The sequence below is a fragment of the Flavobacterium aquiphilum genome (assembly GCF_027111335.1).
Taxonomy (GTDB): domain Bacteria; phylum Bacteroidota; class Bacteroidia; order Flavobacteriales; family Flavobacteriaceae; genus Flavobacterium; species Flavobacterium aquiphilum.
Genome location: NZ_CP114288.1, coordinates 4,479,527 through 4,495,893 on the forward strand (window position 1 = coordinate 4,479,527; position 16,367 = coordinate 4,495,893).

General features: G+C 33.4%; 14 protein-coding genes and 1 tRNA gene. 9 read left to right on the plus strand and 6 right to left on the minus strand.

Features of this window, described 5'->3' with window-relative positions:
* The first annotated feature begins 174 nt into the window (after positions 1 to 174).
* Positions 175 to 1,008, plus strand: coding sequence for a GIN domain-containing protein (locus OZP12_RS18125; RefSeq protein WP_281226491.1), 834 nt, complete (start codon positions 175 to 177; stop codon positions 1,006 to 1,008).
* A gap of 80 nt (positions 1,009 to 1,088) precedes the next feature.
* Here the strand turns inward: OZP12_RS18125 and trxB are convergent, their stop codons facing one another.
* Positions 1,089 to 2,063: a thioredoxin-disulfide reductase gene (trxB, locus tag OZP12_RS18130; protein ID WP_281226492.1), complete on the minus strand. Its 975-nt coding sequence runs from the start codon at positions 2,061 to 2,063 to the stop codon at positions 1,089 to 1,091.
* Positions 2,064 to 2,213: 150 nt separating this feature from the next.
* Here trxB and OZP12_RS18135 point away from each other — a divergent pair.
* From OZP12_RS18135 to OZP12_RS18170, 8 genes are all read left to right on the plus strand, one after another.
* A tRNA-Pro gene (locus OZP12_RS18135) sits at positions 2,214 to 2,288 on the plus strand.
* 158 nt (positions 2,289 to 2,446) lie between these two features.
* The gene (locus OZP12_RS18140; protein ID WP_281226493.1) at positions 2,447 to 4,948 is read left to right on the plus strand and encodes a DUF2339 domain-containing protein; all 2,502 of its coding nucleotides are present in this window, start codon (positions 2,447 to 2,449) and stop codon (positions 4,946 to 4,948) included.
* Complete coding sequence (locus OZP12_RS18145; RefSeq protein ID WP_281226494.1) at positions 4,935 to 6,158, plus strand: DUF3999 family protein; 1,224 nt, start codon at positions 4,935 to 4,937, stop codon at positions 6,156 to 6,158. Before OZP12_RS18140 ends, OZP12_RS18145 begins: the two co-directional genes overlap by 14 nt.
* 162 nt (positions 6,159 to 6,320) lie before the next feature.
* Positions 6,321 to 6,929 carry a uridine kinase gene (gene udk, locus OZP12_RS18150; protein WP_281226495.1) on the plus strand — a complete coding sequence of 203 codons (609 nt, stop codon included), beginning with the start codon at positions 6,321 to 6,323 and terminating at the stop codon, positions 6,927 to 6,929.
* A gap of 102 nt (positions 6,930 to 7,031) precedes the next feature.
* Positions 7,032 to 7,358: an FtsB family cell division protein gene (locus tag OZP12_RS18155; protein WP_281226496.1), complete on the plus strand. Its 327-nt coding sequence runs from the start codon at positions 7,032 to 7,034 to the stop codon at positions 7,356 to 7,358.
* 34 nt (positions 7,359 to 7,392) lie between these two features.
* A complete protein-coding gene (locus OZP12_RS18160; RefSeq protein ID WP_281226497.1) occupies positions 7,393 to 8,757 on the plus strand; it encodes a methylmalonyl-CoA mutase subunit beta in 1,365 nt (454 codons plus the stop codon).
* Positions 8,758 to 8,892: 135 nt separating this feature from the next.
* Positions 8,893 to 11,019: a methylmalonyl-CoA mutase gene (gene scpA, locus OZP12_RS18165; RefSeq protein WP_281226498.1), complete on the plus strand. Its 2,127-nt coding sequence runs from the start codon at positions 8,893 to 8,895 to the stop codon at positions 11,017 to 11,019.
* A gap of 504 nt (positions 11,020 to 11,523) precedes the next feature.
* Complete coding sequence (locus OZP12_RS18170) at positions 11,524 to 12,054, plus strand: hypothetical protein (RefSeq protein ID WP_281226499.1); 531 nt, start codon at positions 11,524 to 11,526, stop codon at positions 12,052 to 12,054.
* 71 nt (positions 12,055 to 12,125) lie between these two features.
* Here the strand turns inward: OZP12_RS18170 and OZP12_RS18175 are convergent, their stop codons facing one another.
* From OZP12_RS18175 to dapF, 5 genes are all read right to left on the minus strand, one after another.
* Entirely contained in the window at positions 12,126 to 12,761 is a 636-nt protein-coding gene (locus OZP12_RS18175) for a peptidoglycan-binding protein LysM (RefSeq protein ID WP_281226500.1), read from the minus strand.
* A gap of 772 nt (positions 12,762 to 13,533) precedes the next feature.
* The gene (gene mltG / locus OZP12_RS18180) at positions 13,534 to 14,574 is read right to left on the minus strand and encodes an endolytic transglycosylase MltG (RefSeq protein WP_281226501.1); all 1,041 of its coding nucleotides are present in this window, start codon (positions 14,572 to 14,574) and stop codon (positions 13,534 to 13,536) included.
* A gap of 15 nt (positions 14,575 to 14,589) precedes the next feature.
* Entirely contained in the window at positions 14,590 to 15,144 is a 555-nt protein-coding gene (locus tag OZP12_RS18185; RefSeq protein WP_281226502.1) for a GNAT family N-acetyltransferase, read from the minus strand.
* Between the two features lie 23 nt (positions 15,145 to 15,167).
* On the minus strand, positions 15,168 to 15,521 hold the full coding sequence (locus tag OZP12_RS18190; protein ID WP_281226503.1) for a four helix bundle protein: 354 nt from the start codon (positions 15,519 to 15,521) through the stop codon (positions 15,168 to 15,170).
* A gap of 47 nt (positions 15,522 to 15,568) precedes the next feature.
* Complete coding sequence (gene dapF, locus OZP12_RS18195; protein ID WP_281226504.1) at positions 15,569 to 16,351, minus strand: diaminopimelate epimerase; 783 nt, start codon at positions 16,349 to 16,351, stop codon at positions 15,569 to 15,571.
* Positions 16,352 to 16,367 lie beyond the last annotated feature (16 nt).

Below are 16,367 nucleotides of genomic sequence, written 5' to 3' on the forward strand. Positions count from 1 at the left end.
TAAAATCAAAATACAAAAGTATTGCTCTTTTAAAAATCGTCCGTGAGTGCTTGCTTTTATTGAACAATTCAGCTTCGCTACGAAATCTAATGCGGATTCTGGGTTAAAATTTTAAAAATCACCCACAAAATGGGTGATTTTTTTATATTTGCACCTCAACCCAAATACCATAAAATGAAATATTCACACCTGTTTGTATTTTTACTTCTTACTACAACAATAGCTATCGGTCAAAATAAAGAACGAATAAAAGGTTCCAAAAACGTTGTTGAAAAAACAAAAGAAGTTGGAGAATTTAATTCCTTGGAAATTGAAGATAACCTGACTGTTTTCTTGGAAAAAGGAGAAAAAAATGAAGTAAAAATTGAAGCAGACGACAATGTCCAAGACAATATTTCTTTTGACCTCAAAGGCAAATCACTCCGTATTTACACTTCAAAAGAAATTATTAACTTCAAAAAATTAGTTCTTAAAATCAAATACACTAGTGAATTTAATTCAGTTGTGGCCAAAAATGCGACAACAGTAAACGCCCTTGAATCTGTAAAACTAGATAGTATTTCTTTTACTTCATTAGATTTTTCAAGGTTGTATTTGAATGTCAATTCCAAGAATTTCAATTTGAAATCTGACGACAAAACAAAAGTTGAGTTGAATTTAAAATCCGAAAAAGCTAAAATTCATTTGGATAAAGAAGCCCAGATTAAAGCGTTAATTGCTTCAACTGACGCAACTTTAGATTTGTCTCAAAAAACCAAGGCAACAATAGAAGGAGATGCTATCAATGGTTTTATCAAACAAGACAACAATTCTCTTTTTACTGGAAATAATTTCACCATAAAAAATGCCGATGTTACAACAAAAGGAAGTGCAATTTGTAACGTAATGGCCGAAACATCAATAATAATCGATGCTGATAACACATCAAAAATTTACTTACTTGGCAAACCTAAAATAGAAGTAAGAAAATTTCAAGGCGAAGCCCAATTAATCAAAAAGCCGAAGTAAAAACTAACCTTATATCCATAAAAAAAAGTCCCTAAGCGGGACTTTTTTTTATTATCTAAAAGTAATTTATAATCCTAAAATTAGCTGATTACTTTTTCTTCCACTTCTGATTCTTTAGCAGCTAAGTAACGTTCAGCATCCAAAGCAGCCATACAACCTGTTCCCGCGGCCGTAATCGCCTGACGGTACACATGATCAGCAGCATCTCCGGCAACGAATACACCTTCAACATTCGTTTTAGATGTTCCGGGAACATTTATAATATAACCGGTTTCGTCAAGAGTAAGATAATCTTTGAAAATATCAGTATTTGGTTTATGACCGATAGCAGAAAAGAAACCAGTAGCCGGTATCTCAAAAATTTCACCAGTTGTTTTGTTTTTTGCTTTTACTCCACTCACTACTTGACCATCTCCTAAAATCTCAACGGTATCGTGGTTCATCAAAATAGAAATGTTTTCTGTTTTGCGAACACGGGCTTCCATGATTTTTGAAGCTCGGAATTTATCGCTACGAACCAACATGGTCACTTTAGAACATAATTTAGACAAATAATGCGCTTCTTCACAAGCTGAATCTCCAGCTCCTACAATCACAACTTCCTGATTTCTGTAGAAGAATCCATCACAAACCGCACAAGCAGAAACTCCTCCACCCATTTTCAAATAATGTTGTTCAGATTCCAATCCTAAATATTTAGCAGAAGCTCCTGTAGAAATAATTACAGTATCACAATGCAATTCAATTTTATCATTGATCCAAACTTTGTGAACATCACCTGAAAAATCAACTTTGGTAGCCCAACCATCACGTATATCAGCACCAAAACGTTGCGCTTGTTGTTGCAATTGTACCATCATTTCAGGACCGGTAACTCCGTCAACATAACCTGGAAAGTTTTCCACTTCATTTGTAGTTGTCAATTGACCTCCCGGCTGCATTCCCTGGTACAATACTGGATTCATGTTAGCTCTGGCGGCATAAATTGCGGCTGTATAACCCGCTGGTCCTGAACCTATAATAAGACATTTAATTTTTTCTATTGTATCTGACATATTTTTATTTTTTTGAAATACAAATGTAAACTTTATTACTAATAAGAGCTACCAAAATAAATCCAAAAAACTAATGCAGAAATAAATTTTAATTATTTTGCAAAAATGTTTTGAAAAGTAGAATTAAACATTATCTTTGCACTCGCTTTTCGGGGTGTAGCGTAGCCCGGTTATCGCGCCTGCTTTGGGAGCAGGAGGCCGCAGGTTCGAATCCTGCCACCCCGACAAAAAGCCGAACAGCAATGTTCGGCTTTTTTTGTTTTATTTTCGAAAGTTATTCCAAGACAATCTGGGATTTCTTCAACAATTGTAATCATCAGAAAAATCCTTAATGATCAAAAAATATTGTTATATTTACCATTCACGATATTTTAGCTTTCATTATGGAAATATTTCTTTTAGTTTGCTTAATAGCACTACTTTTCTACACTCTAAACACAATAACAAACCGATTTGACAAAATTGAAGACAACATTCAAGCGTTAAATCGAAAAATAGAACTTCAAAAACCAATCGAAAAACCGATTGAGAAAACAATAGAAAAATTTGTCGAGAAACCCTTTGAGAAAATAACTCCTCCTATACCTATTAAAAAGGAAATAAAACCCGAAATCACCTCTGTTCCGGTCGAAAAAACTATCGAAGAAAAAACAGAAAAAATAGATTTTGCGATGGAAACAAATCCAGGTCTAAAACCTATAGAACCGAAACAGAAACAAGAGCCTGCACCAATTTTTGAAGTTGAAAAAACTTTTTGGGAAAAATTCAAAGAGAAAAATCCGGATTTAGAGAAATTTATTGGTGAAAACCTCATCAATAAAATTGGAATCCTGATTCTCGTTTTAGGAATTAGTTATTTTGTAAAATATGCTATCGACAAAGACTGGATAAACGAACCAGCCCGCGTGGGAATTGGAATCTTATGTGGCGCTTTGGTTATGACAGTTGCTCATAAATTACGAAAAAACTATGCTGCTTTCAGTTCGGTATTTGTTGCCGGAGCCATTTCGATATTCTATTTTACTATTGCAATCGCTTTCCATGACTATCATTTATTCAATCAAACTATTGCATTTGCAATAATGGTTATCATTACCGCTTTTAGTGCGGTTATTTCGCTATCTTATAACAGGGTAGAACTCGCTGTTCTTACCTTAATTGGAGGATTTGCAGTCCCTTTTATGATAAGCACAGGTGAAGGCAATTACGTAGTTTTGTTTACTTATATTACAATCCTGAACATAGGAATCTTAAGCTTGGCTTATTACAAAAAATGGAATTTGGTAAACCTGCTTTCTTATCTGTTTACAATTGCACTCTATGGCGGATGGTTATTTAAAGACATCAATACTGACAAACCCCATTATTCAGGAGCTTTAGTCTTTGCTTTTGTCTTTTATTTCATTTTTGTTTTGATGAACATCATCAACAATGTCCGAACAAAAGGAGAATTCTCAAAAATGCAATTAACAATCCTGGCGAGCAACACCTTTTTATTTTATGGTGCCGGAATGGCAATTTTAAATCATTACCATCCTGAATTCAAAGGATTATTCACAACAGTACTCGCATTGTTGAATTTAATTTACGCTTGGTTTTTGTACAAAAAATTTGGATTGGACAAAAAAGCAGTGTATTTACTCATTGGCTTAACCCTAACATTTATCACACTTGCAATTCCGATTCAATTTAAGGGTAATTATATCACCCTATTTTGGGCTGCCGAAGCGGTATTGCTATTATGGCTGTCTCAAAAATCACAAGTCACCGGCTACAAATTTGGTTCTATCATCGTTCATTTTTTAATGTTGGTCAGCCTTATTATGGATTGGATCAAATACTATATGGGAGATGCTGTTTTGAATATAGCTATCAATCCAATTTTTACCACTGGACTTTTTGCTATTGCTTCTTTGTTTTTAGTGAATCATTTGTTGAAAAAAGAGACAGAAGAAACCCCTATATTCGGTTTTGACTTCAATCCAGAACAATATGGCAAATATGCTTTTGATTTAGCTATTGTCCTTTCCTATTTAACTGGTTTGTTCGAAGTAATTTACCAATCCAACAACCTCATACAGAATGCCTACTCAGCACTTTCGATTCAAGTAATTTATCATTTATTCTTTTTTGCGGTGTTAAGTACTTTCATAAGTAAACAAAAAACTGAAGCTGCTTACAAAAAAGTTACAATTATAGCAATTATCAATATTTTATTGTTCGCTTTTTGGTTCTCTGCTTTTGCATTCAAAGAACATCACGAAATTCTAAGATATGGAACCGGAAAACCAATAGCTTTTTATTTACATTATATTTCACTGGCATTGACGGGTTATTTTGGATATCAATTGTATTTGTCAAATAAAGAAAAAATTATTTTCAGCTTTTTCAACAAGAAAAATATTGCGTGGATTACTGCTTTTTTAATTGTTTACATCGCCAGTTCCGAAGTGATGCTTCACGGTTTGAAAATTCTTAACTCTCCCATTACGACAGAGGAAATACAATCAAATCATTTGTATCACGATTTTAAAAATCAAGTTGCCTATATTAGAGAAATTATATCAGATGATAACATCCAATTGGCAAGGACGAAAATAATAAAAACCAGTTTTCCAATTCTTTGGGGCGTTTTGGCGTTTGTTTTTCTAATTTTCGGAATAAAAAAACAAATGAAAACTATTCGTGTTATCGCGTTATCTTTACTAGGATTAACTATCGTAAAACTTTTCGTTTACGATATAAGTAACATTTCCGAAACCGGAAAAATAATATCTTTTATCCTTTTAGGAATTCTTATTTTGATTATCTCATTTGTCTACCAAAAAATTAAAGTCCTTGTCATAGATGAAAATAAACCGACTACTACAGATGAAATTCAATAAGTTTATAGTATTTCTTTTTGTTGCAAATCTTTCATTTGCCCAAAACACCACTGCCAAAATTAAAACAGTGGCGCAAAACGGATTGTATAAAATTGTTCTGCCACCAGATATTCGTTCATTTTCAAATGAGGAAATGAGTGATTTTAGAATTTTTGATTCAAAAGAAAAAGAAGTACCCTATTTTTTGATTCAAAACGCCAACGAAACAATCACTAACAATTTTGACGAATATGAAATAATTTCCAAAACGACTGTACCAAAGAAAAACACATCTGTTATTATTAAAAATCCATCTAAACAAAATTACAGTCAGATTTCACTTTTTATAGCCAATTCCAATGTCGTAAAACAATATTCTATCTCAGGAAGTGACGACCAAAAAGAATGGTTCGGGCTTTCTAATAACCAAGAACTTTATGATTTAAGTTCTAACACCGAAACGTATGTTGTAAAGACAATCTCGCTTCCGCTAAATTCCTATAAATTTTTAAAAATTGACTTCAACGACAAGAAAACATTACCAATAAATGTAGTGAAAGCGGGAAATTTCAAAAGTCATACTCAAAACAATTCTTTACTTCAGATTGTTCCAAAAGAATTTACTGTATCACAACTTCCTTCCAAAAAGGAAACAATGATTCGCATTTCTTTTGAATCTCCGCAGATCATCAATCAGCTTATTTTTGAAATTTCGAAACCCAATTTTTACACTCGAAACACGACGGTTTTCAAAAACGAAGTTCGAAAAATTAAGCATAAAACAAAAATCTATCCGGTTACTATCGCGAATTTTGAATTAAACTCGAAAACAAAAAACACTTTCAATATTCCAGAATTATTTGTGAAGGAGTTTTTCATAAAAATAGAAAATCAGGATAATCAGCCTTTGGTTATCACCGCTGTAAAATGCATGCAAGTTCCTCTCTCAATTGTTGCTGATTTGAACGCCAACGAACAATACACTATCAAAACAGGAAATCCAAACCTAAATCCTCCTGACTATGACCTTTCAAATTTCAAGAATAGCATTTCTGGCAATTTACCCGAAACCTCTATTTACGAAATAAAAAAAACAAACCTTCCCGTAAATGCAGGAACAAACAAATCCTTTTGGCAACAAGCCTGGTTCATGTGGATTTGTATACTATTTGGAGCTATTACCATTGGCTATTTCACAACAAGTTTAATGAAAGACATGAAAACTGAATAATTTTTAAAGTTTCTCTAAATTGACACTCTTACAACTATCAAAAAATGCCATTTCAATAAAAATTAATTAAAATTGGATCATAATTTTATTTTTAATCTAAAAAACAGAGTTCAATATCGTTAAATTTCTATTTTTGTATCACAAACTCAATATCTATATTTTATGCTCATTATAGGAATCGCAGGCGGGACAGGATCAGGAAAAACAACCGTGGTACATCAAATCATGAACGAATTGCCTGAAACCGAAGTTGGCATTATTGCTCAAGACTCTTATTACAAAGAAACACACGATTTGAGTTATGAAGACCGGTCAAAAATCAATTTTGACCATCCAAGAGCTATTGATTTCGAATTATTGGTAGCGCATCTCAAAGAATTAAAAGCAGGAAATACTATTAACCAGCCTGTTTATTCGTTTGTACAACACAACAGAACTGACGATATCATAGTCACACATCCCAGAAAAGTAATGATTGTAGAAGGGATTTTGATTCTGACCAATCCCGAATTGAGAAATCTTTTCGATATCAAAATATTTGTACATGCCGATTCGGATGAACGATTGATTCGTCGCATGAAAAGAGACATTGCCGAACGTGGAAGAGACATGTATGAAGTGTTAAATCGCTATCAAACAACGCTAAAACCAATGCATGAGCAATTTATTGAACCTTCAAAAGCTTTTGCAGACATTATAATTCCAAACGACAAATTTAATACTGTTGCCATTGATGTAGTTCGAGCCGTAATTAATCAGCGTATTTTATAATTTTATTGTAATTTTATCCTGTTCAAATCACAGTATTTTTATTGTTTTAGAACAAAATAAAAATTCACAAACAAAATCGATCTGCATTAAAAAATATTCCCGATGAAAAATCCATTTAAAGAAAAACCTTGGTACAAAACCCTAAGCAACAAATACGTTTGGGTATCGCTATCTTTCTTGACTTGGATGATTTTTCTGGACAACTACTCTTATTTTGAACATCGTTTTTTAAACAAGCAAATCGACGAACTTGAAGAAAATGCCAGCTATTACCAAAACGAAATAAAAAAGGATGAGGAAAAAATCAAGCAACTGAAAAATCCTTTACAAATTGAAAAATATGCCCGGGAAAAATACTTTATGAAAAAAGATAGTGAAGACATTTACATCATAGAGTTTAAAGGGGATACCATCAAAAAAGAAGAGTAATCCTTTCTCTTTTCAAATCTAATTACAATTAAAAATGGCCAAGAATTTATTCGAAGATTTCAGCCCGGTTTCCGCAAAACTTTGGAAACAAAAAATTCAATTTGAACTCAAAGGTGCCGATTATAATGAAACTTTAATTTGGAACTCTCCCGAAGATATTAAAGTAAAGCCGTTTTATGATAAAGAGGATTTATCCAAAAAACTTTCCGTTACCACAAAAGCGTCACAATTCAGAATTTGCCAAAACATCTTTGTTTTTGATCTTGAAAAATCAATTACAAAAGCTTTGGATTCGATTAATCGTGGTGCCGAAAGCATCCGTTTTAACATTCCTGAAAAAACAGTAGATATTGCAAAGTTGTTAGAAAAACTTCCTTTAGAAAAGATTACTGTTTATTTTCATTTCAATTTTATTTCAATCGATTTCGTTAAAAAAATTGACGCTATTGCAAAAGAAAAAAAAGCGACTATCTATTGTCTATTAGATCCGATAGGGCAATTAGCCAAAGAAGGAAACTGGTACAATACTCCCGAAAAAAGCAACTTTGATACTTTAAATATACTTACCAAAGAAACCCAATCTCTTTCGCTTATCAGCATCAACAGTGGATTATATCAAAATGCTGGTGCCTCGATGGTACAGCAAATCGCTTATAGCCTGGCTCATGCCAATGAATATTTCAATCGAATTTCTGATATAAACCAACCAATCGTTTTTCAGATATCGGTAGGAAGCAATTATTTTTTCGAAATCGCAAAACTGCGTGCTTTTCGAATCCTTTTCAAGACAATAGCTAAAGAATATAATCACAATTTAGATTGTCATTTTCTTGTTACCCCAACTAAGCGCAACAAAACCATCTACGATTATAATGTAAATATGCTGCGTACTACAACTGAATGCATGGGAGCTATTCTCGGCGGAGCAGATGCAATAGCCAATTTACCTTATGATGCCTTGTATCACAAAGACAACGAATTTGGAGACAGAATTGCCCGCAATCAATTGTTAGTTCTTAAAAATGAAAGTTACTTTGACAAAGTAGACAATCCTGCTGACGGCAGTTATTATATCGAAAGCTTGACTCAGCAATTAGCAGAAAAAGCATTACTTTTATTCAAAAACATAGAAGCTAATGGAGGTTTTCTAAAACAACTGAATGAAGGTGTCATCAAAAGAAAAATACAAGAAAGTGCCGATGCTGAACAAAACCTGTTTGATTCCGGAAAAGAAACACTTTTGGGAACCAACAAATATCCCAATCCGAACGACAAAATGAAAGAAGATTTAGAATTATTTCCTTTTGTAAAAATAAAACCCAGAAAAACATTGATTACTCCAATAATCGAAAAAAGATTGGCAGAAAAAATGGAACAGGAACGACTTTCGAAAGAATAATCGGTGACAGTTTAAAATTAAACCTTAAATGGCCTTACAACCCTTAAATGCTGAAAATAAAAACAGGAGATGATTTAAAAGTATTAAGAGTTTATTTTAAAACAAAAAACTTACATACCTTATATGGTTTAAAAAATGAAAAGAAAAGATCTTCAACATATAACCCTCAAAGATAATTTTCAGGACGAAAACGGCAATCATCAAGCAGATAGCTATCTTACTGCCGAAGGAATTGAACTGCACAAAACATATACTGAAGACGACATTGAACCTCTTGAGCATCTTGATTTTGGAGCTGGTTTTGCGCCAAATTTAAGAGGACCTTACTCAACAATGTATGTTCAAAAACCATGGACAATACGTCAATATGCAGGTTTTTCAACAGCCGAAGACAGCAATGCTTTTTACATAAGAAACCTTGCCGCAGGCCAAAAAGGACTTTCCATCGCTTTTGATTTGCCAACACACAGAGGTTACGACTCCGATCATGAAAGAGTTGTAGGTGATGTTGGAAAAGCTGGAGTCGCAATAGACTCAGTTGAAGATATGAAAGTTCTGTTTGACCAGATTCCGCTGAATGAAATGTCGGTTTCCATGACTATGAACGGTGCCGTTTTACCAATCATGGCTTTTTATATTGTCGCCGCCGAAGAACAAGGCGTAAAACCTGAACAACTTTCAGGTACCATTCAAAATGACATCCTGAAAGAGTTTATGGTACGTAACACTTATATCTACCCTCCTGCTTCATCGATGAAAATCATAGCCGATATATTTGAATATACCAGCAAAAAGATGCCGAAATTCAACTCTATTTCTATTTCCGGCTATCATATGCAGGAAGCAGGTGCTACTGCCGATATTGAATTGGCATACACTTTGGCTGACGGTTTAGAATATATTCGGACTGGATTAGCAACCGGAATGAAAATTGATGATTTTGCACCCCGCCTCTCTTTTTTCTGGGCAATCGGAATGAACCATTTTATGGAAATTGCCAAAATGAGAGCAGGACGAATGATTTGGGCCAAATTAATCAAACAATTCAGCCCAAAAGATGAAAAATCATTGGCACTAAGAACCCATTGCCAAACATCCGGCTGGAGTTTAACCGAGCAAGACCCTTTCAACAATGTAGCGCGTACCTGTATCGAGGCTGCAGCAGCAGTTTTTGGAGGAACACAATCTTTACACACCAATGCTTTAGACGAAGCGATAGCCTTACCTACCGATTTTTCGGCACGAATTGCGAGAAATACCCAAATCTATTTACAGGAAGAAACCAAAATTACCAAAACAGTAGATCCATGGGCAGGCAGTTATTATGTCGAAAGCCTTACTAACGAAATTGTCGAAAAAGCTTGGAAACTAATAGAAGAAGTGGAAGAACTGGGCGGAATGACCAAAGCTATCGAAACCGGAATTCCGAAAATTAGGATTGAAGAAGCCGCTGCACGTAAACAAGCACGGATTGACAGCGGACAAGATATTATTGTCGGTGTTAACAAATACCGTTTGGAAAAAGAAGATCCGTTGCAAATTTTGGATGTCGATAATCAAAAAGTTCGACAACAACAATTAGAAAAATTAAACAGAATAAAAGCATCACGGAATTCGAATGAAGTTAAGGCTTCATTACAAAAACTAAAGATTTGTGCCGAAACAAGAGAAGGAAATTTATTGGAATTCGCAGTTGAAGCAGCCAGAAATCGTTGCACATTAGGAGAAATTAGCGATGCGTTAGAAACAGTTTTCGGGAGATACAAAGCACAAATTAAATCTTTTAGCGGAGTGTATAGCAAAGAAATGAAAGACGACAAAAGCTTTGAAAAAGCAAAACAATTGGCAGATACCTTTGCCAAACAAGAAGGCCGTCGACCAAGAATCATGATTGCCAAAATGGGTCAGGATGGACACGACCGTGGTGCCAAAGTTGTTGCCACAGGCTACGCTGATGTTGGTTTTGATGTTGATATAGGCCCATTGTTTCAAACTCCTGCAGAGGCAGCAAAACAAGCTGTAGAAAACGACGTGCACATTCTTGGAGTATCTTCACTTGCAGCCGGTCATAAAACTTTGGTTCCGCAAGTAATCGAAGAACTCAAAAAATACGGTAGAGAAGATATTATGGTTATTGTTGGCGGAGTTATTCCTCCTCAAGATTATCAATTTTTATTTGATGCCGGAGCGGTAGCCATTTTTGGTCCTGGCACAAAAATAAGCGATGCTGCTATTCAGATTTTGGAAATTTTAATAGATTAACCAAACATAATTTGAAAACTATATTTTAATTTCAGCATTCATTTTTTAAAACTATCGGTACTTTAATAATTGTTGAAGTACCGATTTTTTATTGGTAAATAAAACAACAACAAACTGATTTACATATTATTATAACAAAATAAATCTATGAAAATCTAGCTTTTTTCATCAATAAAATAAAAAACAAAACCCTTAATCTTCCAAAAGAGATTTTCTTTCTTAAATATTTTAAAACTAAAATCCTACTATTTTTATAGTTAACCAAAAATTAGGTTGAACAACTTACTAATCAAAATTTATGACATTCTATCTGAATAAAACCTTCTCATAAATTAACAAATATTACACAAATCATTAACATACTACAAATTACTATAAACCTACTTTTACCTGTAGTTATTTAAAATAAATAAAAACAAGAAGGGGAAGCAACAACAAAGAAACCTTAACATTTGTCCCAAAAACAGCATTTCAAAATAGTATATTAATTTAAAATGGGATATTATGAAAACAGTTTTTATTATGGTATTAATTTTTGGAATTCATCTTAGCTCGTTTTCTCAAAGCGAAGGAAATGATGAAAAAACAATGAAGTCAGTAGAACTGCCTGAGATTGTTATTAAAAATGCAGGAAAAGATTTTTCATATTATTTGCCCGACAAAAATCCAGACCCAAGTGTTAAAAAACTCCAAAGTGATTTTATTGCCTACAATTTGGGCAAAGATTATGAAGGTTATGACAATTTTCTAGTAATCTTAGAAGGAGAAAAAGGAATTTTGACTGCCACTTATGACTCAAATGGAAAACTTACCAGTGTTGTAGAAAAATACAATAATACTCAACTCCCCATTCCCGTAATCTATTCTGTTTATAAAGCTTATCCAGGTTGGCAAATTGTAAATGACAAATACTTATACTCACAAGAAAATGGTGATATTAAGAAAAAAGAATACAATTTAAAACTCAAAAAGGAAAACGAAGTAATAAAATTAAAAGTTAATCCGAAAGGAGAAATTATTGCCAATGCTGATTAAAACTTAAAGGTCGGTTTGAAACTACTTTCCAAACCGACCTTTAATTATTATAAAATCTTAGATAATACAATCTAAATCACTCTCGCGGTACTATCCGCAACTATAAAGGAAGTATCATAACCTCCAAATTTTTTCAGATAACTTCGCAATGAAGTCCCGTAAATGTCTTTAATAAAACGCTTCCCTTTATATCTGAAAAACTTTTTAACAGATCCCACACCTGCAAGGTGAGCAGCAGCCAAAATACCAGATTCCGTAATACGGATTCCGTTCAAAATGGTTCCGTCATACCTTTCAATTACATCCCTTAACTCCCATTTGTTTTTGGCTAAGAGGGCAATAAAAGCTTTTTCCTGCATTCGGGGGCTGTTTAAAAACGCTTCGCTATTGTGAATCCCAATAGTTTTTAAAGTTTCTATACCAAATTGGTATTTTCCTAAATAGCCGAGAGAATTAATTTTCCTGTATTTTCCTTGTGACTCTTTGAAGCCGATAGCTTCCTTATAACCAATAAAAAAGTTTCCGGTATATGGAATCTCAGATTTGGTATAATCGCTCACATTTAATGATGGTAGTAAGTAGGATGTATCATCAGTTTCGTTAATTAGAAACCATGGGGTAGATTCTAATTTGGAGGGTTTAAAACCTAAGCTTAAAAAAGCAACTACGACAATTAAACTTGTGTAATAATACCATTTTTTTATCATATATGGGTTTTCTTCAAAACCTGTCACATTCTGAAATTTCTACATCGCAAAGATACGACTTTAAAAACAAAGCTGAAAATCAACACTTTAAACTTATCAACTTTTTGAATTTTCCTTCCCTTAAGTTACTAGTAGTGCGGGAGTTCAAGTTTGCAAAAAAAATTAAAATAATTGCAAAAACATAAAATTATCGGACCTTAAACATAAGTTTATTCCTGTTTAAAAAAACCAAAAAAGTCTAAAAGAAATCAAAATAACAGTGAAATAATTACAAAATCAACATTTTACGATAACGATTGAATTGAAAATAATAGAATTTATTTACATACTTTTTTGGGCATGCCCTCGTTGCACAAGTTTTAAATTTACAGACATCATTTTCAAACAACGAGGTCGGGCTGTCCATTATATTCCCAATTAGAAAAACTATGGCTAAAAAAAGCCTTGTTTTTCTAATTGGGGATGCCATTTCCATCCCTCATGCAATCATTCTTTCAGTAGAAGATTTATACCACTTATACATACAAAGTAGTCTAAAGATGCGAAGTTATTTTTCTTCAAGACAAGGATAAAAATCATTGCATAGCCTTAGCTACGAAATTATTTTTTGAAGAAGTATTGGAGAAAAAGAACGAGTAGATTGGGCTATTTTATATGTATAAATGGTATTACAGGCTAAATCAAATTTGAAAAACAATTAGGATAAAAAAAAACTTCAAAACTGCTATTACACAATTTTGAAGTTTTTAGATTATTAACGATCCATTGGATTCTAACGTTGAACCCCTTGACTATTAATCCAATCCGAATATTTTTTAGCATTCACATTATGTTCAGCCAAAGTTGCTGCGAATTCATGGTATCCAAAACGATCCACACTAGCGCAAAAATACACATAGTTGTTTTTCTCTGGATTCAAAACTGCCTCTAAAGCAGTAATATCCGGCATCGCAATTGGCCCTGGAGGAAGTCCAGTATTTACATAAGTATTATAAGGAGACTTCATAATCAAATCATTATAAAAAACCCTTTTAATGACTTGTTTAAAATCATTGGATTTCTTTTTCATTGCAAAAATCACTGTTGGATCAGCCTGCAACGGCATTCCTAGTCTTAGTCTATTCAAATAAACGCCCGCAATTCTAGGTCGCTCATCTTTCATAACCGACTCTTTATGAACAATCGAAGCCAAAATAGTCGCCTGAATCGGAGTTAAATTCTGTGCTGCTGCTTTTGCTGTACGCTCTTTGTTCCAGAATCTATTGTATTCTTTTATCATTTTATCGCGAAACTTCTCAGCCGAAGTATTCCAATAAACTTCATAAGTATTAGGAATAAACATAGCAAGTATATTATCTTCGTTAAATCCGTTTTCTTTCAAAAAAATTGAATCCCTAAACGTATTCAATAAAGCCAAACTATCCGGCTCTAATTGAGAACCTACTCGTCCGGCCAAATCTTCCAATCGCTCCTGATTATTAAATGCCAAACTTACCGGATCGTTATGTCTCATTGCTCTTACCAAATCATAACTGCTCATTCCTTTTTTGAACAAAAAACGTCCTGGCTTAACATTTTCGGGATAGCTAGCTTTATTGGCAACCAATTCAAAACGGTCTAAATTCTTAACATAAGGAGCAATTATTTTCTTTACTTGCTCATAATCGGATCCTGTTGGCACATACACATATACTTCTTTTTCGTTAAATTTAGTGTTGCCACTAAAAACCTGATACATTAAAAATGAGCCGACAACGATTAGTATCGATATTAATGCAACAGCAACTAATGAGATTATTTTTTTTTGCTTCAAAATAAAAAATTTAAATTATTGCAACAGTTCGCTGTCACCCGTTTGATTATTAATTAATTGAAAAATCGCCTCGTCTTTGTAAACTCCATTTATTAAAGTCCAATCTTTCTTTACGCCGATTTTTTGGAAACCAAATTTAGTAAAAAGAGCGATACTTGCTTTATTTTCGGTTCCAATATTTGCATATAATTGATGTAAATTAAGATTAAAAAAGGAATATCGAATAAGCAAGTCCAATGCTTCCGAACCAATATTCTGATTCCTATTCTCTTCCCCTTGGATCACAATACCTATACCCGCTCTATTGTTTTTTGGATCAAAATCAAACAAATCGATTAGTCCCAAAGCAGGAAAATCTCTATCCTGACAAATTGCCAATCGTAATTGCTTGGCTTCATAAATATCCTGATGGGCATTTTCCAAATATTGTTTCACCAAAAAACGGCTGTAAGGTGTATGAGTATTACTGACTTCCCAAATAAGCTGATCATTTTCTATGGCATAAATAAACTCCAGATCATTAGGTTCTAATGCTCGGAGGTAAATAGTATCGCCTTTAAGTGTTATCATTTAAAACAATTATGAATTTGAAATTACGAATTACGAATTGATTTCTGAATAGAACCAATTATTTTCAAAAGCTCTTCAATGTCAATCAATAAATCATCGGATTGCTTTATAGTAAGATAATCAGAATCCCTCAAAAGTCTAATCCAATACTTTGATTCTCTGGCTTCTTTATAAGCAATCGTTATTTTTGCAAAAAAATCAGCTTTTGATTGACCTCCGATAGCTTCTTCAATATTAGCTCCTACAGACGTTCCACTTCTTAACAATTGTTTAGACAAAACAAACTCATTTTTCTCTTGACTTAAAAACTTATAAACCCTAACAATCTTTAAAGCAAATTCATAACTTTTATTTTGAACCACATTGTCAGTCTTCATAAATATTTATAGTTGTTAATTCGTAATTCACAATTTGTAATTCGTAATTAAATAATAATCGTTCCTTTAAAAACAAATTCCGCAGGGCCTTTCAGAAAAACATTTGTAAAACCATTTTCATTTTTGTCAAAAGAAACTACCAATTTTCCTCCTTCTACATTAACATTAATTGTAGTAGCATCAGTTTGACCAGTAGCATTCATTGCAATAGCAACAGCTGTGGCTCCGGTACCGCAGGCCAATGTTTCATCTTCTACACCTCTCTCATAAGTACGAAGCCTAAAAGTGCTATCATCTATTTTTTTTACAAAATTAACATTGCTTCCAGCTGCACCATACAATTCACCATAACGAATAGCTGCACCTTCTTCTTTTATATTGTAATGTTCTAAATTTTCCACCATCTGAACATGATGAGGAGAACCAGTATTCAAGAATGAATGATCATTTTTAATGGTTATCGTAGGAACATCAATCATTTGCAAAGAAACCAATCCATTATCTTCAAATGAGGCATGATGCAACCCATCTGTTGCAATAAATGTAGTTTTATCATCAATCACGTGCATATCTTTGGCGAAAGCCACCAAACAACGTCCACCATTACCACACATTGAACTTTGATTTCCATCTGAGTTGTAATACACCATTTTGAAATCGGTATCCGAATCATTTTCTAGCAAAATCAGTCCATCTGCTCCTATTCCAAAACGTCTGTCACATAAACGGGCGACCAACTGAATATCCTCTTTTGGAAAAAAACCGGAACGATTGTCAATCATAACAAAATCGTTTCCAGCACCTTGGTATTTATAAAATTCTAATTGCATTTTTATTTCCATTTTA